The 22,795-nt window shown below is 64.8% G+C and carries 30 protein-coding genes and 1 tRNA gene; 14 read left to right on the top strand and 17 right to left on the bottom strand.

What is annotated here, in order from left to right:
* Positions 1–33: 33 nt before the first annotated feature.
* Both J2126_RS05630 and hisB read right to left on the bottom strand, forming a co-directional pair.
* Entirely contained in the window at positions 34–519 is a 486-nt protein-coding gene (locus J2126_RS05630; protein ID WP_209484745.1) for a DUF2628 domain-containing protein, read from the bottom strand.
* Positions 520–553: 34 nt separating this feature from the next.
* A complete protein-coding gene (gene hisB / locus J2126_RS05635; protein WP_209484747.1) occupies positions 554–1,147 on the bottom strand; it encodes an imidazoleglycerol-phosphate dehydratase HisB in 594 nt (197 codons plus the stop codon).
* A gap of 145 nt (positions 1,148–1,292) precedes the next feature.
* Here hisB and J2126_RS05640 point away from each other — a divergent pair, with 145 nt between their 5' ends.
* Genes J2126_RS05640 through hslU form a run of 3 tightly spaced genes read left to right on the top strand, consistent with a single transcriptional unit; the run spans position 1,293 to position 4,032 of the window.
* Positions 1,293–2,084: an alpha/beta fold hydrolase gene (locus J2126_RS05640; protein WP_209484749.1), complete on the top strand. Its 792-nt coding sequence runs from the start codon at positions 1,293–1,295 to the stop codon at positions 2,082–2,084.
* A gap of 60 nt (positions 2,085–2,144) precedes the next feature.
* A complete protein-coding gene (gene hslV / locus J2126_RS05645) occupies positions 2,145–2,693 on the top strand; it encodes an ATP-dependent protease subunit HslV (protein ID WP_209484751.1) in 549 nt (182 codons plus the stop codon).
* A gap of 31 nt (positions 2,694–2,724) precedes the next feature.
* Positions 2,725–4,032: an ATP-dependent protease ATPase subunit HslU gene (gene hslU, locus J2126_RS05650; RefSeq protein WP_209484753.1), complete on the top strand. Its 1,308-nt coding sequence runs from the start codon at positions 2,725–2,727 to the stop codon at positions 4,030–4,032.
* 6 nt (positions 4,033–4,038) lie between these two features.
* Here the strand turns inward: hslU and J2126_RS05655 are convergent, their stop codons facing one another.
* On the bottom strand, positions 4,039–5,424 hold the full coding sequence (locus J2126_RS05655; RefSeq protein WP_209484755.1) for a sigma-54-dependent transcriptional regulator: 1,386 nt from the start codon (positions 5,422–5,424) through the stop codon (positions 4,039–4,041).
* 132 nt (positions 5,425–5,556) lie between these two features.
* The gene (locus J2126_RS05660; protein WP_209484757.1) at positions 5,557–7,425 is read right to left on the bottom strand and encodes a hypothetical protein; all 1,869 of its coding nucleotides are present in this window, start codon (positions 7,423–7,425) and stop codon (positions 5,557–5,559) included.
* A gap of 294 nt (positions 7,426–7,719) precedes the next feature.
* On the opposite strand from J2126_RS05660, the gene J2126_RS05665 reads away from it, so the two are divergent.
* Positions 7,720–9,075: an aspartate aminotransferase family protein gene (locus tag J2126_RS05665; RefSeq protein WP_209484759.1), complete on the top strand. Its 1,356-nt coding sequence runs from the start codon at positions 7,720–7,722 to the stop codon at positions 9,073–9,075.
* Positions 9,076–9,317: 242 nt separating this feature from the next.
* Here the strand turns inward: J2126_RS05665 and J2126_RS05670 are convergent, their stop codons facing one another.
* Positions 9,318–9,470, bottom strand: a complete 153-nt coding sequence (locus J2126_RS05670; protein ID WP_168460109.1) for a DUF3309 family protein — start codon at positions 9,468–9,470, stop codon at positions 9,318–9,320.
* A gap of 125 nt (positions 9,471–9,595) precedes the next feature.
* Positions 9,596–11,491 carry an aminopeptidase P family protein gene (locus tag J2126_RS05675; RefSeq protein WP_209484761.1) on the bottom strand — a complete coding sequence of 632 codons (1,896 nt, stop codon included), beginning with the start codon at positions 11,489–11,491 and terminating at the stop codon, positions 9,596–9,598.
* Positions 11,492–11,622: 131 nt separating this feature from the next.
* Here J2126_RS05675 and J2126_RS05680 point away from each other — a divergent pair.
* Positions 11,623–11,697: transfer RNA gene (locus J2126_RS05680), tRNA-Gly, on the top strand.
* Positions 11,698–11,781: 84 nt separating this feature from the next.
* On the opposite strand, the gene J2126_RS05685 is transcribed toward J2126_RS05680, so the two are convergent.
* The 3 genes from J2126_RS05685 to J2126_RS05695 form a co-directional block, all read right to left on the bottom strand.
* Complete coding sequence (locus tag J2126_RS05685) at positions 11,782–12,990, bottom strand: integrase (RefSeq protein ID WP_209484763.1); 1,209 nt, start codon at positions 12,988–12,990, stop codon at positions 11,782–11,784.
* Between the two features lie 351 nt (positions 12,991–13,341).
* Complete coding sequence (locus J2126_RS05690) at positions 13,342–13,854, bottom strand: RES family NAD+ phosphorylase (protein WP_209484765.1); 513 nt, start codon at positions 13,852–13,854, stop codon at positions 13,342–13,344.
* On the bottom strand, positions 13,851–14,225 hold the full coding sequence (locus tag J2126_RS05695) for a DUF2384 domain-containing protein (RefSeq protein ID WP_209484767.1): 375 nt from the start codon (positions 14,223–14,225) through the stop codon (positions 13,851–13,853). Before J2126_RS05695 ends, J2126_RS05690 begins: the two co-directional genes overlap by 4 nt.
* A 210-nt stretch (positions 14,226–14,435) precedes the next feature.
* Here J2126_RS05695 and J2126_RS05700 point away from each other — a divergent pair, with 210 nt between their 5' ends.
* The 9 genes from J2126_RS05700 (at position 14,436) to J2126_RS05735 (ending at position 18,826) form a co-directional block, all read left to right on the top strand.
* Positions 14,436–14,669 carry an antitoxin MazE family protein gene (locus tag J2126_RS05700; RefSeq protein WP_209484769.1) on the top strand — a complete coding sequence of 78 codons (234 nt, stop codon included), beginning with the start codon at positions 14,436–14,438 and terminating at the stop codon, positions 14,667–14,669.
* Positions 14,666–14,989, top strand: coding sequence for a type II toxin-antitoxin system PemK/MazF family toxin (locus tag J2126_RS05705; RefSeq protein ID WP_209484771.1), 324 nt, complete (start codon positions 14,666–14,668; stop codon positions 14,987–14,989). The genes J2126_RS05700 and J2126_RS05705 overlap by 4 nt, the downstream gene beginning before the upstream one ends.
* Positions 14,990–15,741: 752 nt before the next feature.
* Positions 15,742–16,032 carry a ribbon-helix-helix domain-containing protein gene (locus J2126_RS05710; RefSeq protein WP_209484773.1) on the top strand — a complete coding sequence of 97 codons (291 nt, stop codon included), beginning with the start codon at positions 15,742–15,744 and terminating at the stop codon, positions 16,030–16,032.
* A complete protein-coding gene (locus J2126_RS05715) occupies positions 16,019–16,342 on the top strand; it encodes a type II toxin-antitoxin system RelE/ParE family toxin (RefSeq protein ID WP_209484775.1) in 324 nt (107 codons plus the stop codon). The genes J2126_RS05710 and J2126_RS05715 overlap by 14 nt, the downstream gene beginning before the upstream one ends.
* Before the next feature lie 57 nt (positions 16,343–16,399).
* Positions 16,400–17,188, top strand: coding sequence for an LEM-3-like GIY-YIG domain-containing protein (locus J2126_RS05720; RefSeq protein ID WP_209484777.1), 789 nt, complete (start codon positions 16,400–16,402; stop codon positions 17,186–17,188).
* Positions 17,189–17,232: 44 nt separating this feature from the next.
* Positions 17,233–17,361, top strand: coding sequence for a hypothetical protein (locus J2126_RS25590; RefSeq protein ID WP_281066334.1), 129 nt, complete (start codon positions 17,233–17,235; stop codon positions 17,359–17,361).
* Positions 17,362–17,393: 32 nt separating this feature from the next.
* Positions 17,394–18,017 carry a hypothetical protein gene (locus J2126_RS05725; protein ID WP_209484779.1) on the top strand — a complete coding sequence of 208 codons (624 nt, stop codon included), beginning with the start codon at positions 17,394–17,396 and terminating at the stop codon, positions 18,015–18,017.
* A 73-nt stretch (positions 18,018–18,090) separates the two neighbouring features.
* On the top strand, positions 18,091–18,630 hold the full coding sequence (locus J2126_RS05730) for a hypothetical protein (RefSeq protein ID WP_209484781.1): 540 nt from the start codon (positions 18,091–18,093) through the stop codon (positions 18,628–18,630).
* Positions 18,578–18,826, top strand: coding sequence for a hypothetical protein (locus J2126_RS05735; RefSeq protein WP_209484783.1), 249 nt, complete (start codon positions 18,578–18,580; stop codon positions 18,824–18,826). The genes J2126_RS05730 and J2126_RS05735 overlap by 53 nt, the downstream gene beginning before the upstream one ends.
* A gap of 585 nt (positions 18,827–19,411) precedes the next feature.
* Here J2126_RS05735 and J2126_RS05740 read toward each other — a convergent pair.
* From J2126_RS05740 to J2126_RS05775, 8 genes are all read right to left on the bottom strand, one after another.
* Positions 19,412–19,969, bottom strand: coding sequence for a recombinase family protein (locus J2126_RS05740; protein WP_003100847.1), 558 nt, complete (start codon positions 19,967–19,969; stop codon positions 19,412–19,414).
* A complete protein-coding gene (locus tag J2126_RS05745) occupies positions 19,963–20,334 on the bottom strand; it encodes a hypothetical protein (protein ID WP_003100853.1) in 372 nt (123 codons plus the stop codon). Before J2126_RS05745 ends, J2126_RS05740 begins: the two co-directional genes overlap by 7 nt.
* Complete coding sequence (locus J2126_RS05750; RefSeq protein ID WP_003100856.1) at positions 20,331–20,831, bottom strand: hypothetical protein; 501 nt, start codon at positions 20,829–20,831, stop codon at positions 20,331–20,333. The genes J2126_RS05745 and J2126_RS05750 overlap by 4 nt, the downstream gene beginning before the upstream one ends.
* Positions 20,828–21,154, bottom strand: a complete 327-nt coding sequence (locus J2126_RS05755; protein ID WP_003100858.1) for a hypothetical protein — start codon at positions 21,152–21,154, stop codon at positions 20,828–20,830. Before J2126_RS05755 ends, J2126_RS05750 begins: the two co-directional genes overlap by 4 nt.
* A gap of 254 nt (positions 21,155–21,408) precedes the next feature.
* Positions 21,409–21,765 carry a cupin domain-containing protein gene (locus J2126_RS05760; protein WP_003465043.1) on the bottom strand — a complete coding sequence of 119 codons (357 nt, stop codon included), beginning with the start codon at positions 21,763–21,765 and terminating at the stop codon, positions 21,409–21,411.
* Between the two features lie 47 nt (positions 21,766–21,812).
* Entirely contained in the window at positions 21,813–21,986 is a 174-nt protein-coding gene (locus tag J2126_RS05765) for a hypothetical protein (RefSeq protein WP_003154411.1), read from the bottom strand.
* Between the two features lie 15 nt (positions 21,987–22,001).
* Positions 22,002–22,388 carry a HepT-like ribonuclease domain-containing protein gene (locus tag J2126_RS05770; RefSeq protein WP_003100872.1) on the bottom strand — a complete coding sequence of 129 codons (387 nt, stop codon included), beginning with the start codon at positions 22,386–22,388 and terminating at the stop codon, positions 22,002–22,004.
* Positions 22,385–22,675: a nucleotidyltransferase family protein gene (locus J2126_RS05775; protein ID WP_001247892.1), complete on the bottom strand. Its 291-nt coding sequence runs from the start codon at positions 22,673–22,675 to the stop codon at positions 22,385–22,387. The genes J2126_RS05770 and J2126_RS05775 overlap by 4 nt, the downstream gene beginning before the upstream one ends.
* Positions 22,676–22,795 lie beyond the last annotated feature (120 nt).

The raw sequence follows: 22,795 nt of genomic DNA on the forward strand, positions 1-22,795 counted from the left end.
GGAATTATAGTCGATGATGGCGACGTTCACGCCTCAGGCTCCCGGAAAGGCGCCGATGACGCCGGATGAACCGCCCGGAGCCGGGAAGGACGGGCGGATGGCCGGAAGGGCGGCGGCTGCGCGCGGCGCCGGATACAGGCCCTCCCATCCGGCGAAGAAGCGATGTTCCGCCTCGTCCCGGTCGGATGCCACCACGACGGCGGCCTCCTCATAGCCGAGGCGCTCCAGCTTGCGCTGGCGCAGGCGGGGCAGCTCCAACGCGAGCAGGACATTGAAGCCGATCATCACCACATTGCCCACGGCATCGGGAAGCCCGCCATAGACCTCGGCGAGGCCGAGGGTCACGGCCACTGCGACATAGGCGGCGAACACCAGCCACAGGCGGAAACGCAGCAGCACGATGGGGGCGAAGAACAGCGTCACCCAGGAGAATTTCTCGCGGACGAACACGGTGCGCCCGGCCGCGTGCTCGGCGGTGTCGCCGGGGACGGCGCGGGTCAGAACGGTCCAGCTGGCCATGGCTGCCTCGTCTCCTGCCTCGTCTCTGCCCGCCTCAGGTGCCCAGCGCGCCCTTGGTGGAGGGGATTTCCCCCGCCGCCGCCGGGTCTACCGCCACCGCCGCGCGCAGCACGCGGGCCAGGCCCTTGAAGCAGCTTTCCGCGATGTGGTGGGCGTTCACCCCGTACAGCGTCTCCACATGCAGGGTCACCCCGGCATTGGAGGCGAAGGCCTGGAAGAATTCCCGCACCAGCTCGGTATCGAACTCGCCGATCTTCTGCGCCGCGAACTCAGTGCGGAAGACCAGGAAAGGCCGGCCGGAAATGTCGATGGCGACGCGGGTCAGCGTCTCGTCCATGGGCAGCAGGACGTCGGCATAGCGCGTGATGCCGCGCATGTCGCCGAGCGCCTTCTTGACCGCCTGGCCGAGCACGATGCCCACGTCCTCGGTGGTGTGGTGGAAATCGATGTGGAGATCGCCCACCGCCTTGATATCGAGGTCGAAACGCGCGTGGCGGCCGAGCAGGTCCAGCATATGGTCGAGGAAGCCGACACCGGTGGACACGCTGGTCCGCCCCGTCCCGTCGAGGTCGACGGCGAGCGTGACGCGGGTCTCCTTGGTCTCGCGGACGATTTCGGCCTTGCGCATGGAACTCCTCCAAGGCTGCGGCTTCTATCAGCAACCTCGCTGCAACGCCATATGGCGATGAGATGACGCCGCTCGCGCGTGGCCCGCCTCGCCTCGGGTCGCCATCTATGGCATAGCGGCACCGTCAACTCGACGGGGATCGCCGATGCCGACGACGCAGAACGACGGGCTGGAACTTGCCTATCAGGTCAGCGGCGAAGGCCCGCCGCTCCTCATCATCTCGGGCCTGTCTGCGGAGCGCTCTTTCTGGGCCCTGTCGCGCCCGCTTCTCAAGGGCTTCACCCTCGTCGAGTTCGATAACCGCGACATCGGGAAGAGCCAGCGGGCCACGGCGCCCTATACCGCCGCCGACATGGCCCGCGACGCCCTTGCCGTGCTCGACGCCTCGGGTTTTCAAAAGGCACACGTCATCGGCCATTCCATGGGTGGCATGATCGCGCAGGAACTGGCACTCGTCGCGCCGCAGCGGGTGAACCGGCTGGTGCTGGCCAACACCATCGCCCGCAACGACCTCTACACCACCGAGATCATGCGGCTTTTCAAGGAGCTGCGGCTGCAGCTCGACAACGAGCTGACGTTCGGCGCGGCGCTCACCACCTTCGTGCTCGGCATGCGCACGCTGAACAAGATCCCGCTTTTTGCGGCGGTCCAGCAATCGCTGGATGCGGGCCTTTATCAGGAAAAGGACGCCTTCATCCGTCAGGTTGGGGTCTGCGTCGGCTTCGACAGCCTCGCCCGCATCGGCCGTATTGCCGCCCCGACCCTCGCCATCTATTGCGACGATGATCGCGTATTCTCCCCGCACATGGTGCGGGACCTGGCCAATGGCATCCCCGGTGCCAAGCTGGACGAGATCCTCGACAGCGGCCACTGCCCCATGGTGGAGGCGCCGGAGAACTTCTGCACCACGGTGCGCGCCTTCCTCAATGCGAGCTGACCGGGAGACGAGTTGCGTCCGCCACGGAAGCGCATAAGTAAGCTCCAAGCGGAGCACTTCATGCAGCATTCCCCTGATACCATTTACGGCACCACCATCGTCACCGTGCGCAAGGGCAACCGCGTCGCCATCGCCGGCGACGGGCAGGTTACCCTTGGTCAGACCGTGCTCAAGGCCAATGCGCGCAAGGTGCGGCGGCTCGGCAAGGGCGACGTGATCGGCGGGTTCGCCGGCGCGACGGCGGACGCCTTCACGCTGTTCGAGCGGCTGGAGGCGAAGCTGGAGCAGTATCCCGGTCAGTTGCAGCGTGCCGCCGTGGAACTCGCCAAGGACTGGCGGACCGACCGCTACCTGCGCCGGCTGGAAGCCATGATGATCGTGGCCGACGCCTCCATTTCCCTCGTCCTCACCGGCACCGGCGACGTCCTGGAGCCGGACGCGGGCGTGGCGGGCATCGGCTCGGGCGGCATGTTCGCCCTCGCGGCCGCGCGGGCCCTACTCGATCGCGAGGAGGATCCGGAAGCCATCGTGCGCCGGTCCCTGGAGATTGCGGCGGACATCTGCGTCTACACCAACCGGAACATCGTCGTGGAAACCATCGGGTCCTGAGCGCCCGCCACCGCCAGAAAGACACCATTCCATGAGCGATTTTTCCCCCCGCGAGATCGTTTCCGAGCTCGACCGCCACATCGTCGGCCAGGCCAAGGCCAAGCGCGCGGTCGCCATCGCCCTGCGCAACCGGTGGCGCCGTCAGCAGCTGGACGAGAAGCTGCGCGAGGAGGTTCTGCCCAAGAACATCCTGATGATCGGCCCCACAGGCGTCGGCAAGACCGAGATTTCCCGCCGCCTCGCGCGCCTGGCCGGCGCGCCCTTTCTGAAGGTCGAGGCCACCAAGTTCACCGAGGTCGGCTATGTGGGCCGCGACGTGGAGCAGATCGTGCGCGATCTCGTGGAGGTCGGCATCGGCTTGACGCGCGAGGCCAAGCGCAAGGATGTGCAGGCCAAAGCCCACCTCAACGCCGAGAACCGCGTGCTCGATGCCCTCGTCGGCGCCACCGCCTCGCAGGCCACCCGCGACGCGTTTCGCAAGAAGCTCCGCGCCGGCGAGCTGGACGACAAGGAAGTCGAGATCGAGGTGCAGCAGGGCTCCCAGGGCATGCCGATGTTCGAGATTCCGGGCATGCCCGGCGCGCAGATGGGCGCCATCTCGCTCGGCGACATGCTGGGCAAGGCCTTCGGCGGCCGCTCCAAGCCGCGCCGCGTGACGGTGAAGGAGGCCCATCCCCTCCTCCTCACCGAGGAGGCGGACAAGCTGATCGACCAGGACGCCATTACGCAGGAAGCGATCCACGCGGTCGAGAACAACGGCATCGTCTTCCTTGACGAGATCGACAAGATCGCCGGGCGCGAGGGCCGCTCCGGGGCCGATGTCTCCCGCGAGGGTGTGCAGCGCGACCTGCTGCCGCTCATCGAGGGTACTACCGTCTCCACCAAGCACGGGTCGGTGAAGACCGACCATATCCTGTTCATCGCCTCCGGCGCGTTTCACGTGTCGAAGCCCTCCGACCTCCTGCCGGAACTTCAGGGCCGGCTGCCCATCCGGGTGGAGCTGGAGGCGCTGACCCGCGCCGATTTCGTCCGTATCCTCACCGAGACCGAGGCGAGCCTTGTGAAGCAGTCGGTGGCCCTGATGGGCACCGAGGGCGTGACGCTGGACGTGACCGCGGATGCGGTTGAGGCCATCGCCGACGCGGCGGTGGAGGTGAATTCCAATGTGGAGAATATCGGCGCCCGCCGGCTGCAGACGGTGATCGAGCGGGTGCTGGACGACCTCTCCTTCTCCGCGCCCGACCGCTCCGGCGAAACGGTGGTGGTGGATGCGGACTATGTGCGCTCGCGCGTCGCCGACCTCGCGAAGAACGCCGACCTCAGCCGCTTCATCCTCTGAGGCGGCTCAGGACAGGCGGGTGCGCTCGCCCCAGGCGAGCTTCTTGCGATAGAGGGTCGAAGGACTGAGATCGAGGGCGGCCGCCGCAAGCGAGATGTTGCCGTCGAAGGCGGCGATGGCCGCCTCTATGGCCCGCCGCTCCACCACCGACAGGGGCTCGACCCGGCCCTGCCAGGCGAAGCTGTCCGACCAGCCCTGGATGAGCACCTCGGGGGGGCGCCCGGCGCCCGGCGCCTCGGGTGCCTCCGGCTCGGCCAGGAGGCCTGGCAGAATGGTACCCCCCTCGCTCAGCACGACCACCCGGCGCATGAGGTTCTGCAGTTCGCGCACATTCCCGGGGAAACGGCGGGCGCGCAGCGCCTCCACCACCTCGGGCGTGAAGCGCGGCATGGGGCGGCCTTCCTCGCCGGCGAAGCGGGCCAGGAAGGTTTCGGCCAGGAGGAGAACGTCGTCGCCCCGCGCCCGCAGGGGCGGCAGCGCCAGCGGCAGCACGGCGAGGCGGTAATAGAGGTCTTCCCTCAGGCGTCCCGCGCGCACTTCTTCCAGGGGGTCGCGGCTGGTGGCGCATACGAGGCGCACATCCGCTTCCCGCTCGGTCACCTCGCCCACCGGGCTGAAGCGGCCGGTTTCCACGAAGTGCATCAGCCGGGCCTGGCAGGCCAGGTCCATCTGCGTGATCTCGTCGAGGTGCAGCGTGCCGCTCTGGGCGCGGTCCATGGCGCCGGCATCCTCGCGGCCGAACAAAGCGATTTCCATCAGCTCGGCGGGAATGACGGCGCAGTTGAGCGCGACGAACGGCGCGTCGCGGCGGGACGAGGCGGCATGGACCGCCGCCGCCACGAGATCCTTGCCGGTGCCGCTCTCCCCCGTCACGAACACCGCCGCGCGCGAGGCGGCGAGACGCTCGATCTGCGCATAGACCGCCTGCATGGGCGCCGAGCGACCATAGAGACCGCAGAAGTCTCCGCCCCGCGGCAGGGGACGCGCCGCGCGGCGGCGACGTTCGGCCCGGCGCGCTGGCGTCGCAGCCAGCAGGCGGTCCATCACTTCCTCGACCACGAGCGGCTTCTGGACCACATCATCGGCCCCCGCCCGCATGGCGGCCACCGCCCCACTCACCGAGCTTTCCCCCAGCGCCACCACGAGCGTGCCGCCGAAGCCGCTGGCGCGGATTCGGCGCACCGCGTCTTCCGGCTCGTCGGAGCCGACGAGGGCCGAGGTGCAACGGGGCAGAAGCGGCAGCGCTGCGGCAATATCGGCGGCCTCGATCATGTCGAGGGAATCGCGGCGGGCGAGCGCGGCGCGCACGATGGCGCGCACGGCGGGATCAGGATCGCAGATCAGCAGGCGGGCAGGCCCGCTGGAGCGTCGCGCAAGGGAAAACTGAGACATGGATTGCGGATCGCGGGAAACGGACATCGCCGGGAGTAAACCGCGACAGGGTAAAGGAAGCCTTGTCGTGGGCGCAACCCGTTCACGCGCGGCCGAAGCTACCCCAGGCCCCACACCCCCATTGCCCTTGCGTCATCCCCTCGGCGGCTTGACCACTCTCGCCTCGACCGAGAGACCCGCGCTTTCAAGCGCGTCGAGCGCGCGGGTCGCATGGTCCTTGGAGGGCAACAGGCGCGTCACCAGCCGGCGCACGCCATCGGCGCCGTCGGAGGCCTGATGAACCATCAGATTGACCACCTCCCGCTCCTCGCTGTGCCGACCGAGGGCGTGGAGGCTGAGGGCGAGCGCGACCCGGTTCTCCACCGTCGGATGGAGGGTCAGCTGGGGCAGCATGGCCTGGGCCGCGATCAGGTCGCCGCGCAGGAAGGCCGCGAGCGCGAGATAGGAATCGCGGAACGGGGTCGCAACCGCGCCCTGCCGGCGGGCATTGGCCAGCAGCGCCTCGCCCTCGGCGATGCGTCCAGCGCCGATGAAGACCACGCCCGCCGTCGCCGCCACGTCGAAATCCAGCGGGTTGAGGCGCAGGGCGCGCTCGGCGGTGGCCACGGCCTCGTCGGGCTCTCCTGCGAACAATTGGACCAGAGCCAGGGCGCGGGCGGCATAGGCGCTGGCGGGAGCCAGTTCCACGGCCCGCTCGGCCTCGTCCAGCATCACTTCCAGCTCCGCCTCTGAGGGCGCGGGCGTGTCGTCGTGCAGGGTGCGCTGCAGCTGGGTTTCGGCACGCACGGCATGGCCGAGGGCGAAGGCGGGATCCCGGTGGGTGAGTTCCGCGAGGCACTCGTCCACGTTGATGCCGCGGGTTTCCTGCCGGGTCTCGGCCTTCATCTCCGGCCGGGTCTCCTGGCTGTCGCTACGGCGCTGGGCGGCAGCGGCGGCGACACAGCCATAGCCGGAGGCGGGAGCACGGGCGAGCGCCTGGGCCCGGGCGCGGACCTGCACCACGCCATAGCCTTCCATCACCGCGACGGCGACATCGTGGATGACCCGTTGCTCGCTCTCCGCCAGCTTTCCGGCCCCGGCCAGACCATCCATCACGGTGGACCAGACGATGGAGCCGTCGCAGCGGTCGGTCAGCCGCACGGCGAGGGAGAAGGTGCCGTCCGGCCGCCCCTCGGCGAGGCCCGCGAGGGAGAAGACCGAGCGCGGCACGGCCGCCGAGCAGGCTTCGGCGACGGTGCCCTCGCGAATGTCGGCACCTGCCGCGCGCACCTGGGCAAAATCGAACCGGGCGAACGCATCGCGCATGCGCTCCTCGATGGCCCGCAGCTCGGTCGTGTTCGGCGCGCCATCGCCGGCCGCCTCGAAGGTGCGGACCTCGACCAGCGGCAGGCGGATCCGATCCGCCGTCGCGGCGGCCGACACCGAATCCCGCGGCGTCTTGCTTTCCAGGTTCCACAGGGAGAGCCCGACACCCGCGGTCACGACCAGCGCGAGGCCCGCTGCCAGGGCCGGAAGCAGCCGGCGCGGCCGGATGGCCTGCGGCGGCGCATCGCCGGAGGGCGGATCGACCACATCCTGATCGGCCGGCGCAGCATCCTCCAGTCCACGGGTGCGGAACTGGGGCACATAGCCGCCCTTGGGCACATCGATGATGACAGGATCATCGACGCCAATCGTTGTATAATACCTCTCCAGCGCCCGCCGAAGCCGGGTGGCCTCCACCCTGACGATGGGATCGGACTGGGGATCGAAAGACGGCGGCCGGCCCAGCGCCTCCACCGCGATGGTGTAGCCCTTCAGCGCGTCCGCCCGGCCATCCAGAGTCGTTTCGACGACGAATCTCAGAAAGGCCGCGAGCCGCGGAGAAGCGGCGAAATCGGGCGAGGCGAGCACGCGATCAAGCGCCGCACGCACGCCAACGGAGGCATCGACCATCTCGGTCACGCCTTCGGAGACGGCCTCGACCGCGCCCTGTTCGCCTGCATCCGCAGCACTGCCCACCACAATACCGTCCTAACCTACGGTCATGACCTTTGTCCGTCAGAACCCTTGCACAAGCAAGAGGGCGGGATGATGGTGACCGCCTCCCTGCGTCAAGCCGCCACCGGCCAGTTTCCACCGGCGGTACGGGCTGCTAGCGTTGCAGCGACGCGACCGCATGCGAGGCCGCCGGGCGGCTCCAGGCCGCAGGCGCGGGACTCGCGCCGCACCGGCCGGAGCGTTGCAAAAAATCGGCGCCACAGGCCTGGCGCCCAAACATGGCGCGCGATGCATCGCGCGCGGGAGAGGACCATCATGGCTCTGGACGATCTGGTGACCGACGGCATGCGCGCGGACAGTGTTCCGAACGACCTCGAAGCCTTCTGGATGCCGTTTACCTCGAACCGCTCCTTCAAGAAGCGGCCACGGCTCGTGTCCCGCGCCAAGGACATGCACTATTACACGCCGGAAGGTCGCCCCATCCTCGACGGTTGCGCCGGCCTGTGGTGCGTCAACCCCGGCCATAACCGGGAGCCCATTGTCGAAGCCATCCGCGCCGGTGCCGCCGAGATGGATTTCGGCCCCACCTTCCAGTACGGCCATCCGAACGCCTTCCGCCTCGCCACCAAGATCGCCGACCTCGCGCCCGGCGATCTCGACCATGTGTTCTTCTGCAACTCGGGCTCCGAGGCGGTGGACACCGCGCTGAAGATCGCCCTCGCCTACCAGCAGACCATCGGCCAGGGCACCCGCACGCGCCTCATCGGCCGCGAGCGCGGGTATCACGGCGTCGGCTTCGGCGGCATCTCGGTGGGCGGCATGGTCGCCAACCGCCGCACCTTCGGCACCATGCTCGCCGGCGTCGACCACCTGCGCACCACCTATGACCGGGAGAACCAGGCCTTCTCCAAGGGCGAGCCGGACTATGGCGCGCATTTCGCCGACGAGCTGGAGCGCATCGTCGGGCTGCACGACGCCTCCACCATCGCCGCCGTCATCGTCGAGCCCATGGGCGGCTCAACCGGCGTGCTGCCGCCGCCGAAGGGCTATCTCAAGCGCCTGCGCGAGATCTGCGACAAGTACGGCATCCTGCTGATCTTCGACGAGGTGATCACCGGTTACGGTCGTCTCGGCTACGCCTTCGCCGCCGAGCGTTACGGCGTGATCCCGGACATGATCTGCTTCGCCAAGGGCATCACGGCCGGCGCGGTGCCGATGGGCGGCGTCATCGCCCGCAAGCATATCCACGATGCCTTCATGAAGGGGCCGGAGCACATGGTGGAGCTGTTCCACGGCTACACTTATTCCGCCCATCCGCTGGCCTGCGCCGCCGGCCTCGCGACGCTGGACCTCTACGCCCAGGAGAACACCTTCACCCACGCGCTGGCGCTGGAGCCCTTCTTTGCCGATGCGGTCATGTCGCTGAAGGACAAGCCCGGCGTGCTCGACATCCGCACGGTGGGCATCACCGGCGCGGTGGACCTCGCCCCGCGCGCCGGCTCGCCCGGGCTGCGCGGCTACGAGGCGCTGGAGAAGGCCTTCCACGAGGAAGGCTTCATGATGCGCATCGCCGGCGACACGCTCGTCATCACGCCGCCGCTCATCATTTCCAAGGATCAGGTGGGCGAGCTGGTCGAGAAGCTCGGGCGGGTCATCGAGAAGACCGTCTGAACACGAAATCGATCGTCCGGCGGCCCAGCGGGCGGCGGACGATCGTTCGAACTCCGGACGCACCCTGGCCGCCGGTCCGCAGCGGGGTGCGGGCCGCCGGCCAGGTCGTTCGGGCCGCGAAGCAGGGTCGTCAAGCTCGTGAGCCGCACGTTCGCGGTCTTATGTGAAAGCGGTTTGAACAGAAGGGGTGCGCCCCGGGCGACCGGCTCGCCCGTGGCGGAGCCGGCGCAGCCGCTATGGCGCTAGAGCCGCCCTGTGAGCGCGAGCACGATCACGATGATCAGCAGCACACCCACGATGCCACCCGGCCCATACCCCCACCCGGAGCTGTAGCCCCACGTCGGCAGCGCTCCGACGAGCAGCAGCACGAGGATGATGATGAGGATCGTGGACATCAGCGGCCTCCCAGTCAGTCCGACGGAGCCACGCTCCGCCTTGCGTTTCTGGTAACGCGCGCGAGGCCTTGCAGTTCCTTGGCTTGTGGCGATCGCGCGCGGTCCTGCAGGCGATCGCACCCATCCTAGAGCGGCGCCGTCGCCGCTGCGAGCCAGTCCACGGTGCCCGCATCGACCAGCGGCGCAAGGGTGGCCCGGACCTCGGCGTGATAGGCATCGACCTGCGCCCGCTCGGTGCCGGTGAGGAGATCGAGGTCGATCAAGCGCCGGTCGTAGGGCACGAGGGTGAGGGTCGCGAAGCCGAAGCACGGCTTCTCCCCGTCCTCCACCGGACGGTCCTCCACCAGGATCAGGTTCTCGATGCGGATGCCGTAGGCGCCCGTGCGATAGAAGCCCGGCTCGTTGGAGAGGATCATTCCTGCCGCCAGTGGCAGATGGCCGAGCTGTGAGATGCGTGCCGGCCCCTCATGCACGGAGAGCCCCGCGCCGACACCATGGCCGGTGCCGTGGTCGAAATCGAGCCCTGCCTCCCACAGGAACTGCCGCGCGAGCGGATCCAGCTGGGCGCCCGTGATGCCCTTTGGAAACACCGCGCGGGTGAGGGCCAGATGGCCCTTCAGCACCAGCGTATAGTGGCGGCGCATGTCCCGGGTCGGCGTCCCGACGGCAAGGGTACGCGTGATGTCCGTGGTGCCGTCCGGATATTGCGCGCCGGAATCGAGCAGGAACAGCTCGCCCGGATGGATCGCCCGGTTGGTCTTGCGTGTGACCCGATAATGAACGATGGCGCCGTTCTCCCCCGCGCCGGCAATGGTCGGGAAGGAGATGTCGGTCAGGCAGCCGGTGGCGCGGCGGAAGGTCTCCAGCGCCTCCACCGCATCGATCTCCGTGAGCGTGCCGGCGGGCGCCTCCCGGTCGAACCAGGCGAGGAAGCGGGCCAGCGCCGCGCCGTCGCGCACATGGGCCGCCCGCATCCCCGCGATCTCGGCCGGGTTCTTCGACGCCTTGATGAGGGAGATGGGGTCGGCGCCCTTGTCGGCGATGCCGCCCGATGTCTCGATGAGCGTGGCGAGGCGAACGGGTGCGGTGGCCTGATCGACGCGGATGCGCCGGCCCTTGCCGTTGCCATTCTCCCCCTTGGCGAAAGCGGCGAGCACGCGGTCGAGGTCGCCGACGCCGTGCAGGCGGGCGTGACCGGCGAGGGCGGCGCGCACCTCATGGGAGAGCTTCAGCGCCTCGAGGAAAAGATCGGGCAGCCCCTCGCGCGGCACGATGCACCAGGCGAGCGGCAGCGGCGTGTGGGCCACGTCAGCGCCGCGCATGTTGAAGAGCCATGCCGCGCCGTGGGGGTCCGAGACGAGCAGTCCGTCGAGCTTCTCCTCGGAAAGCTTCTCCTGCACCTGCCGGAGCTTGCTTGCCGTGTCCTCGCCGGCGACGGACAGGTCCAGCAGGCGCACCGGCGCGCGCGGGGGGGCGGGCCGGTCGGGCCAGATGGGATCGAAGGGATCGGCCTCCAGTGGCGCGAGGATACCCCCGGCCGAAGCCACCGCCTTCACCAGCCGCTCGCGGCCGTCGATGGTGGTGCGCCACGGATCGAACCCGAGGCGGGCACCGCGGGGGAGATGTTCCCCGATCCACTTGTCCGGCCGCGTTTTGGAAAGCGGCACCACGGTGAAGGCCGCCTCGTCCACCTGCGCGGGGGCCTGGAGCGTGTAGCGTCCGTCCACGAAGAGCGCCGCCTCCGTGGGCAGCACAACGCAGGTACCGGCCGAGCCGGTGAAGCCGGTGAGGTAGGCGAGGCGCTCCTCGCAGGCCGGCACATATTCGTTCTGATGCGCGTCGGCGCGGGGGATCACATAGCCGTCGAAGCCGAGGCGGGCGAGCTCCGCCCGGAGCGCCGCCAGCCGCGCCGGCCCCTCGGCGCCATCGGCCAGATCCTCGAAGGTCTGGAAGTGCGCCTTGAACGGGGGATGGCCGTGGGAGGCGGAATGAACGGACGAAGAGGACGAAGAAGACGTCATGGGCGGGGCGCCGGCGCAATCGTTGAAATCCCGCCGACCATAGGAGCCCCGCCGGGCGACGGCAACGCGGTGGGTATTTCGCGAAACGCCCTTGATGGGCAACCCCGCATCCGATTATGGTCGGCACCATCGCGGGCGTAGTTCAGTGGTAGAACGACAGCTTCCCAAGCTGTATGTCGTGGGTTCGATTCCCATCGCCCGCTCCAGTTTCGCGAGCTTTGACAAGAGCTTGTCGGCCTACCGTTGAACTAGACGTTCCCCGCGTTCCCCATCACGTTCCCCATGGTTGTTTACCGCTTGTTCCGGTGAGCCGTCCGCATTCGGGCGACCTTCTGACTTTTCCCGATCGTACCCCGCACATAGCGCAGCGTCGTTGAGCTTTGGGAATGACCGGCCGCGGATCGGATCGCGTCCAGGTCAGCGCCCGCCTCGTCGGCTTCGGAGATGCCGCCCGCTCGAGCATCCATGTTCCAAATTCTGTCCGGCACCCCCGCTGCGCGAGCGATGATTCGCCATTCGCGTGCGTAGGCATGTTCAGCGTAGGGCCTGCCGGAGATTTCGTCCACGATGACGGGGCCGACCCTACGGTCAGCCGGAATTTGGCACAGGAGCTCGATCACGAGCGGTGTCAGCTTGAGATCATGACCAACATCGGCTCCCGTCTTAGTGGTCTCTTTCACCATGAGTAGGTCGTCCGAGATGTGCGACCAAGTGAGCCCCCCGGTCCAGTATCGGCCGCGCAGCACGATACCGCCTCCGTTGGGGGCATCCTTCCGCCACTCTCCGATGACATCGCGTTGCCGCATCGTTGTCTCGAACTGAAGCGCTGTACCCAAGGCCAGAGAGGGACGCCCGGCTGCGACTGCGGCCTTGATGAAGGCCTCGACATGATGCAGCTCCAGCTTCGCCTTGCGCCGACCGGGCTGTTTGAACCTAGCCTCATCGAGGATGCGGGCTAGCCGGCCGCACTCCGGGAGCTCGGCCATGACGCCATATCCGAGCAGCCGGCGCATCATCGAGACGATGCCATGTGCCTTTCGGATTCTCTCCTGCCCCCCGGCCTGCTTCGGCTTCTTTGCCTCATCGTACCATCGGCGGAGATCCCGGATACCCAGCGCCGCGAGAGACCTCATCCCGAAGGCCTTCTCTATCGTCCGGAGGACTTGATCATAAGTGCGCCGGGTGTTCCATTTCAGATCCCTGTAGGGACTTGCTGGATCCGTCTGATAGAGTCGCACAAGACTAGCTATAGAACCGTCGTGCGGCCGGAGGTCATTTTGACCGCCGCAAGCCCAAGCCAGCATTTCGGCCTGAAGGCGCGAACAGGCAGCTTCGATCAGACGCCGATCCCCGGTATCGTCGATATTGTAGTGCAGGCGCACCGTTTTTGGAACATACCCACGCAAGACGAGATCGGCACGGGCTACCCAAATCAGGCGGATGGTCCCGTCACGATTGCGCCGACGTTTTAGTCCTGGTGCCGTAAAATCAGAGGGCATCGAGATTCTCTCCACCGTCGGGTTGAGACGCGAGGAGGGTAGAGAGGCCATATCGGCGGTTCCAGTAGGCTTCGACAGCCGGCCAATAACGGCCGCCCATGAGGGGGTCGATACGGGGAAGCCCATCCCTTTCGAGGACGGTCGATTTCTCTCGCCAGCCCCTCGGATCCTGGCTCAATCGGCGCGCAACTTCTGCCTCGCTCGGAAATAATCCGCTGTCGCTGTTCTTTGTTCGTGGAGCCACGGCCGGTCACCATCGTCCGATTGTTAATTTTCGATCCGCCAATCTGGGATCTTCATCATGAATTTACATGGATAAACGAAATCTATTTCCCGAGTTTATGAAATTTATCATTCAATTTTTATTTTACGAAACTGCCGTAGTGACTTTTCTGACAATCTAACATTGCTCGGAGCGTCGCCACTCCAGCGCCAAAACACAATATTCACGTCAAACTGCTCTGCACCGGGCGCGAAGCTACGAACGAGAATTGCTGCGCAGCCCTTGGCGCGTAGGCCGGCGCTCAAACGCCAGGTCGCCGATCCCTGCTCTCGCCGATCCTCCCAAGGGCAGGCGAGTTCTTTCAAACTCGTCCCGGCGGCCTCCTGGCCTGCTTCAGTCGTTAGGTCGAGGACGCCTTCGCAGTCCACGTCATAGGCGCACATCACAAGGGACCGGGCCTTGAATGGGAAACCCTGCTGCGCCTCCAGCCACGCCGTTTCCGGACGAAGAGAGGCATAGAGCGCTGGCAGGCCGACCGGCGAGAAACGGCCCCCGTGGTGGACAGCACCATCTCCCGACATCGGCCCGAAATTCCAGTTCGGATGATGCGCGCGATAGACCACTCCTTTGAACCGGTTCACGCGAACCCTCCCAGCGCAATGCGCCCCAGATAATCCTTCACCTCGTCGGCTCGGCCCATTTTGACCAATTCCTCCGCCGTCAGGTCCCCAAATGACGGTAACGACTGCCCGCGGTACCAAGCGAACGCCTGGATAGGCGATCCTGCCCAGGGTGTGGTCCGGACGATGATGTCCACGAACTCACGCAACCGCCTCTGCGTGACGATCGAATAGATGCGCGCTTGCTTCGACACCGAATCGCGGGACAGACCGAGCGTCGGAGCGAGGGCCGTCAGCGTGGTACCCAGCTGACTGCTCAGCCGCGACGGCTCAACATCCCCCCCCAAGGTCACCTTTGCGAGAAACTGCAGCTCCAGCGTATCGAAGGTCATTTTTCGCCTCAAAAGTTGACCCGTTTATCGGACAATTTCTGCGGCACGTCAAGCGTGCAAATTCTACTGTTTCGCGCATCGCGGTAGGAGCGAGATCCATCGCCCGTTCGATTTGAGGCTTGGTCAGGACGGAGATCGCCGAGCTGCAATATTGCTTGCGAACCGCACCACGAGCGATCATGTTACATGTAACGTTGAGGCGAAGATAAAATGGCCAACACAACCGTGCGCCAGCGCGTTCAAAAGCACCGCGATGCACTCCGAGCAGCCGGTCTAAGGCCGGTGCAGATCTGGCTCCCAGATACCCGCCATCCGGGCTTTGAAGAGGAATGCCGGCGTCAGTCCCGCCTAACGGCAGAGGCAGATGCGGATGCGAATGCACGGGATGCGAAGCTGGATAAGCTCCTCAAGGGGGTCGAAATCGTGATCGAGGGTGATGCATGAGGCGCGGCGACTTTGTGTTGACCGCAGACGTCTCGAGCCGTGGCAGGCTGCGCACCGCGCTGATAATTCAGGCCGACCTGTTCGCTCTCACCGGAACGGTCGTTGTTCTCCTCGTAACGTCAGCCCTCGTTGAGGCCCCGCTTCTCCGCGTGCTTGTCGAGCCTTCAGTCGATAACGGACTTCGCGTGCGGTCTCAGGTGATGATCGACAAAATGCTCACTGTGGAGCGGAGCAAGGTCTGGCCGGCATTCGGCCGCCTCGAGGAGGATTCCATGCTCTCCGTGACACGTTCGCTTACGATTTTTCTCGGCATTGCATAAGCCCAGCGCGCCGGCGGGAGGCGCAGCCCTGTATTGCTTCTGTTGCCGGTCGGACTGCAACGGCACGGCAATCGCAACATCATCCGGACCGAGTTGCACGGAGATTGCGCGGGATAGCCGGCGCTGGGGCCTCGTTGATAACGGTTGTAAACGGTTATCAATCGTTAATAACGGATTACAACCGTTGATAACGCAGTGGGCACCCCGATATCATCCGGCGTAATCCGTTACCATCCAATGATATCCGATGTAATCGGATGCAATTGGATTGCATCGGATGATATCCGTTTTCATCCGATGATATCTACCAACGAGCAAGGGAGCATCGAAATGATGGTGAATAATGAAGATCTCTTGCGGGCTCTATTCCTACTGGCTGCCGAGTGCTGTGGACTACCGGACGGACACAGAGACGATTTAGGCATATGGCATCATTCAAACCGTCTGCACGACGTAAAAACGGCAATACTGGATAGTAATTATCGATCTGCATACGCCCACGCCATTCGAACGCTTGCGGAGGCGGGGTTGGTGACGATCACATCGGACGACGGCATGAGATCAGTAGAGGCCAGGGTAACTGAGGTAGGCCTTTCGATTGAAAAAAGCTGGCTTCGAGCTCGCATGGAGTAGGCCAGGTCCCAGCCTCAGGATCGCGCGTGCCCCGGCCGACAGTCTCCTTGCGTCCAGGCACATCGCGCTCGCGCTGAGTGGGATTTTATCCTACCATGGGGGTGATATGAGGTTCGATCATGCCCAATGCTGAGAAAGTCAGCGTCACCATGACGCCTGACATGATGCGCGCACTCCGCGAAAGCGTGGAATCTGGTGAATTCGCGACTACCAGCGAGGCCATGCGGGATGCTGTTCGCGTGTGGCAGCGGCAACGCCTCGAATTCGCCGAGCGCCTCGAGGCCCTGCGCGCCCGCGTGCAACGCTCCGTGAGCGATCCTCGCCCGAGCCTGCCCGCCGATGATGCTGAGGCGACGATGGCGCGGTTTATGGAAATCGAACAAAAAGCCACCAAGCGTGAAGCGCGTTAGGGTTTTCTACCGCCCCGAGGCGATCGAGGATCTTCAGGCGATTTATCGCGCCGTTGCGGAAATGAGCCAAAGCCACAAGGTCGCCCAAGGCTTCATCGAACGCATCATGCGGCGATGCAGATCCATCGGCGACGTTCCGTTTGGTGGCCGGCCACGTGACGACCTCCAACCTGGATTGCGCATGGTCCCCTTCGAGCGTTCAGCCGTGATAGCCTACCTCGCGCCCGAGGCCGTCGAGATCACCAACATTTTCTACGGAGGTCGAGATTACGAGGCGCTCTACCATGAGCCGCCTGTTGCGGGCGGCTGAGGTTTTTTAATTGCCGGTCCGACCCATGATGCAATCAAGGGTTAAATGGGGGTGGAGATGAATGCGATCACAGCCATCGAGGAGCCCACGGCATTTGATGAGCATGTTCAGCGCCGGATCGGAAAGTATGTTTACAGACTCATCGATCCTCGAGACGGACAAACATTCTACGTAGGCAAGGGGACGGGTAATCGCGTCTTCGAGCACGCGCGCGGCGAGATCACGCAGGAAGCGGATGAACTTCTTCCTCCTAAACTGGAGACAATCCGCGCCATCAAGGCCGCCGGTAACACAGTGCAGCACCTCATTCACCGCCATGGCTTGAACGATGAGCAGGCGTTCCTGGTAGAGGCGGCCCTGATTGATGCCTACCCGAACCTTACAAACGCTGTAAGTGGGCATGGGTCTGGAGATTCTGGACTTATGACAGCTCGCGAAATTATTATTAAATTTGGCTTGCCGGCCTTATCGATTGATCCACCTCATCGCCTTGTTCTGATTAACATTCGCAAACTTGAGAATAGACACGATCGCTCTGAAATATACAATTTGGTTAGGTATTGTTGGCGCATCAACAAAGCGCGGGCTGAAAAGGCCGATTTCATTCTCGCGGTTTTGAGAGGTGTCGTACTCGGCGCCTATGTTGCCGAAGAATGGCTTCAGGCCACTCGCGAAAATTTCCCCGAGATTGAGTATGCGGACGGATCGGAAGCCCATCGTTGGGGCTTCAAGGGCTACGAAGCGCCACAGGATATCTGCGAGTGGTACGTTGGCGCCTATGGCAAACGCATTGTGCAGCCAGAGCTTCGGCACGACCAATATCCCATCCGCTACTGGCAATGCTAAGTGTTTGGTATCCAAACCCAGCCGAACTGCGGAGGCGAGCCGCCATGTTCCATCGCCACCTGAACCACCACTGGTACACCCTCGCCGCCATCGATGACGTGATCTGCGGCGAACCGCTCGAGACGTGCGTGGTCGAGCGCCGGGGCATTGAGAAGGGCGACGCACCGGCATAATTTATCTATGAATTTTTAGAGAAAGATGCGGCGTGCCGATGGCGAAGCGCCAAAACATCTCCGCCCTTGAGCGGCTGCAGAGCCTGCCGGCGGTCTTTCGCGGGGCCGACCTGACGGTCCGCTTCCAGTGGACCTCCAAGACGGCGTCCCAATATCTCTACCTGTGGAAGCGCCGCGGGCTGGTAAAGGGGCTGGGCGGGCACAGCGACGTGTTCGCAAATCTCGTGAAGAGCCAGTACCCGGATTGGGAGCTGGCCGTGGTCAAGGCGATGCCCTCCGCAGTGATCTTCGGGGTTGAATCGCTGCGCCAGTCCGGCTGGACCACGCAAATCCCGGCGCGCCCGACCGTGGCCGTCAAAACCAGCCATTCGGTCTACCAGGTCGAGCCCTATGAGATCGTGCCGCGTCCCAACACGTGGTTCGCCACGATCGGGAAGGGCGTCCACCGCGAGCGCGTTTCCGTGCGTGTTCTGCGCCCGGCCTGGGCGCTGGCGGACATGCTGCAGAGCGAGGGGTGGGGAAAGTGCGGCCTGTGGCCCGACGACATTGAATGGGACGAAGTGACCGGCGATGATGAGGCGGATTGGGTCGAGGCATGCGATGCGCTCGGCTTGGAGCAGAGACCGCTACTGGAGATGGCAATGGCCTCCCGTTGATGGGACCGGAGCCGGAGGGGCGCGGCGATAGAGGCTTAGAATGGTCATCAGGCTCCCAAGGAAGGAAGAGGGCATGCCCGCCCACGATAAGCGCGACCCGGTTGTGATCGCGGACACCGGGCCTCTCCTGCGCCTCGCCGCGGCCGGCCTGCTCGATACCATGCGCCTCTCCAACAGGCAGATCGTGATCGTGGACATGGTGGAGTACGAGGCGTGCCATCGTCATCCCGACAAGCCGTTTGCGCATGAGATCCTCGCTTGGATCGAAAGGTCTGGGACGGCCGTGCGGCGCGTCGAGACGACTGAGGGCATCGCATACGCCGCGCTGCTCGAGCGGGAGAAAACTCCGGAGAACGTGGCCAAGCTGAAACGGCTTCAGCGGGACGGCGGCGAGCGTGCCGTTCGCGATTACGTCGAGGAGCTGGCGCCGAGCGATGTGCGCTCGGTCCAAGTCGTCTACGAAAATCCGAATCTGCAGACGCTTCTGTTGGCCTCAAGGGTTCCGGTCGAATTGGTAGCGACCGAGCGGTTTTTGCACACCTTGGCAGGTAGGGGCCACCATGCGCCATCGCCACCTGAACCACCAGCGCTACACGCTCGCCGCCATCGATGACGTGATCGAGCGCGGGCGCATGCGGGACTGGCTGGATCTGCGAGACGCCGCCCGCCAGCGGCCGGAGCTGTTTGACATGATCGTGCGCGTTTGCGCACCTCGGCTCTCCAATCCCTATGCCCAGCGCTACCATTTCTGGAACAACTATGCTCGGTCGCGGCGAGCACGGCAGTTCAATGCGACGCGGCCGGATTGAACCTCGCCTCCGGCGGACAAAGGGAAGGACGGGGCGCCGCCCCATCCCTCCCCAGCAAGCGCAATCGGCACGGCCGAGGCTCCGCGCTGCGCTTGTGCGCCCGCACCCCCCGCACCGATTCCGCTTGCTCCCCTCCCTCTCCCCGCGTTCGCCACGTGGCAGGGGTTCAGGCGAACCTGAACCCCTTTTGAAACCTCAAGACATCTGCCCCGTGTTCGGCGCCCGCGGCGGCGAACATATCAAGGGGACGCCCCGCGTCCCGACGCCTTCCGGCGCGCTATGGGGCGGAGCCGAGGGCAAGGGCGGCGCAGTCCGGGACCGGAGCCACGCACAGCCGGCATGCCGGCGAGCATGGCGAGGACCCACCCCTTGCGCTCGGTGAGCACCGTGGCATTCACGGGCGGCCCGAAATTCACCGAGGCGGCCCGTTCGCCGTCAGTCGCAGCGGATGTACAGCGAGTTGTTGATCTCGACCGACTTCGGACCCTTTACGAGGACGGATATCGATCCGTCCCCGTCACCATCGGCCTCGACGGCCGGCTTGCACTTCATGGGGTCGTCTCAGAAAACGGAAAATAAAGCACGCTAAGCGTGCGTGGAGGCTGGCACCCAGCGGTACAGCGTCGGAATGGACACGCCGAGGTTCTTGGCCACGTCCTTGGGCGGCACCCCGCTGGCCAGCAGCTTCTTGGCCGACTCGATCTTGCTGTCGGTCATCTTCGGCTTGCGGCCGCCTTTGCGGCCGAGCTGCTTGGCGACTTCCAGCCCGGCGCGGGTGCGCTCGACGGTCAGCTCGCGCTCCATTTCGGCAAGGCTCGCCATGACGTGGAAGAAGAACCGCCCGGATGGTGTGCCGGTGTCGATGGAGTCGGTGAGGCTCCTGAACTGGACACCGTGCTTGTGCAGATCGCCGACCAGATCGACCAGTTGCTTGACCGACCGGCCCAGCCGGTCGAGCTTCCAGACGACCAAAGTATCGCCTTCGCGCAGCATTTCGAGCGTCTTGGCCAAGCCAGGCCGGTCTGCCCGCGTGCCACTCACCTTGTCCTCGAAGACCTTTTTACATCCGGCCTTGCTCAAGGCTTCGCGTTGCAGCTCCAGGTTCTGATCCTGCGTCGAGACGCGCGCATAGCCAATCAACATGGCTTGTCTCGCGCCCGGTCGATGCGTTCCTGCATCGCCTGCATCACTTCTTCGTGGGTGTACGATCTGGCGTTGGCGTCGGTGGCTTGCCGCAGGGCTTCCTCAACCTCGCGCGTCATCCGCTCGTAATCCTCCGGCCACAGCGCTTGCTCCATGCGCAGCGACGCCTGACCCAGCAGGTGCAGCAGGCTGAACAGCCGCATGTCGTTGGTGGCGACGATGCGCTCCCGAATCTGCTCCTGAATAGCTTCGCTAGCCCGATGCGCTTGTGGTGTGGCAGTCCCCTCGTAGTCAGCGGGGAATTCCGCTTCCTCGGCAATCCTTGCCCAGGCGCTGGCCAGCGCCTCGATGGTTGACGTGCTCATTTCCGCCGCTCCTGTGCTCTTTGGCGAATCAACCGGCCAAGGGGCCTCGACGCGAAAACCAGCAGCATCACGCCTATCGGATACCAGGTCGAGAAGACCACCAAGGCATCGAAGGCTGGCCGTCCGGTGTTGGTAGGCAGTACGGCGGTCACAGCCATCAACCCGCCGACCGTCCAGATGATGCGCCACACGTAGGGCATCACGCGGGGCACGTAGCCGTCATCGAAAGCGGTCTGGTAGTAGCGGCGCAGGCCGCGCTCGGCAAGCGCCTGGCGCTGCCGCTCCGACAGCGCATCCGTCCGGCCATACCAGCGCCGGAATGGTGGACAGCGCAGCAGCAAAGGGGTGAAGAGGATCATCACCGCCACGATCGCGACACCCCACGCCATGACGGCGCCGGCATCGGGCCGCTTGGCGTTCTCGATCACGGGCGCGAAGACGCCCGGAGCACCGATCATCCAGAACAGCGCAATGTGCTGATGGAAGGAGAGCTTCATTTGCTCATCCACTTGCGCAGCAGGCGCTTTTTCAGGGAGGCGCGTTCTTGCGGGTTGCGTCCCTTGTGATTGGCGATGCGATCCGCCGTGGCGGCCTGGCGCTTGACGGGCCAGTAGGAGCGGCCATCCTTGCCCATCGACCAGACGCTGCTGGCCTGGTTTTCCAGCAGGGGCAGATGGGCGCTCAGGGCTTCGGGCGACGCGCTGGTCAGCGCCGTGCGCTCACGGGTGCGCCAGCGCTGATGCCAGAGCTTCTTGTCCTCGCGCTCGCTGCCGCAGGTCGTGTGCCCGACGATGGGTGTTTTGCGGCGGCTGCGGCTCATAACGTAGTGGTCTCCAAGAACATTCAGGACTGATCCCAGGCGTCGATGGTCAAGACCTGATCGGCAGGACAGGCGGCTACGCGGTCGGGAACTGGATGGTGTTCAGTCTCATGCCGACCCCATTCGATTGATCGCGTCGCTTGCGGCACGCTGCGACGCAAGGAGGTTTGCGACCTGGTTTAGCAGCCGTGTCCGCTGCATGTCTGTTACCTATCTCCCCGACCGCTCATTGGACCAACTCCAGAGATTGGGCTCTATCGCTCAGCCAATACGAAACCGGCATTGGCTGATGCCACAACCGAGACGAACACAAATGGCTCGGTACCTGTATTTCGCGCCCCGTGCACTTGGCCCGGTCTTGCCACGGCTATCTCACCTTCCCTGAGGGCACGAACAATCCCATTGCCCTGAAAGTAATCAGCCATTCCCGACAAAACAGTCCACGTGTCTTGGCCGTGAGGATGAATGTGAGCCGCAATTTCCTGCCCGGGATGGACATGCCAAACCACGATAATTGAGTCTCGGGTTTCAAGCACAACGGAACGAATAGGCTCGCCTTCGGACGGCTGAACATACTCGGCTACAGAAAATATTCTCGATTCAACAGTCATCGGAGATCCCTCTTTCACAGTGCCCCCAGACAGGCTGGATATGAATTCTAACTCGAATTTGAACGGGAGGCTGGTCGTGCGGTCGTGCAGTTGCCGATGAGCGTGTCGGCTGCTGCCTCCTTGCCCACCAGCGAACTCACGTCCGTTGCGGCCATCCAGAAGGTCTTGCCCGAGCGCGGCTCATAGGTCGCGGGATCGAACACGCCAGAGGGGCCGAACATCGGCGGCTTGATTGGTCATGGCTCCATGCCTTTGTCGTTACGGTCTTCATCGTCGGCATCCTGACGCACGGCGGGCAATTGCTGGAGCAACGCCGGCAGCCATTCCTGTACCGTCTCCCACACCACATCGAGGTTGATGTCGAAATAGCCGTGAGCCATGCGATTACGCATATTGCGCATGCTGCGCCACGGCACGTCGGCATGCGCCTGGGTGAACTCGACGTAGCCATCCATCACCTTTGTGGCCGCCTCGCCGATGACGATCAGGCTCATGATGACGGCCTGCTGGGTGCGCTTGTCGGCCAAGAAGTCGTCCTTGGCCATCCCTTCCACGAAGCTGCGCGCATCGGTTGCGGCCTGCTGAATGTGGTCGAGGTAATCGGGCAGGCGGTTCTCGCTCATATCGGTTGCGCCTCCGCGAGCACCTTGGCCCGGAACTTCGGCGGCAGGTCGCCGGGAGTCAGCAGATCGACGTCAACGCCGAGCAGCGATTTCAGTTCTTCTTCCAAATCGCCCAAGTCCAACAACGTGGCACCGGGCAGCGCATCGACCAACAGGTCGAGGTCGCTGCCATCCCGGTCGGTGCCATGCAGCACCGAGCCGAAGACGCGCGGGTTCGCGGCGCGAAAGCGGCCTACCGCTTCACGCACTGCGCTTCGCTTCATGTCAAGCACAACAGACGGTCGCATGCGCATCCTTTCTTATCGAAACTCGTTGAGATGATATGCAATCAAGAATAGAATTTCAAGAACTATTTTCGAGAATCGCAATGCCTTGATTCCCGTGCCGCGCCGGTTGCCTTGGCGGGC

This window comes from Xanthobacter flavus (genome assembly GCF_017875275.1).
Classification (GTDB): Bacteria; Pseudomonadota; Alphaproteobacteria; order Rhizobiales; family Xanthobacteraceae; genus Xanthobacter; species Xanthobacter flavus_A.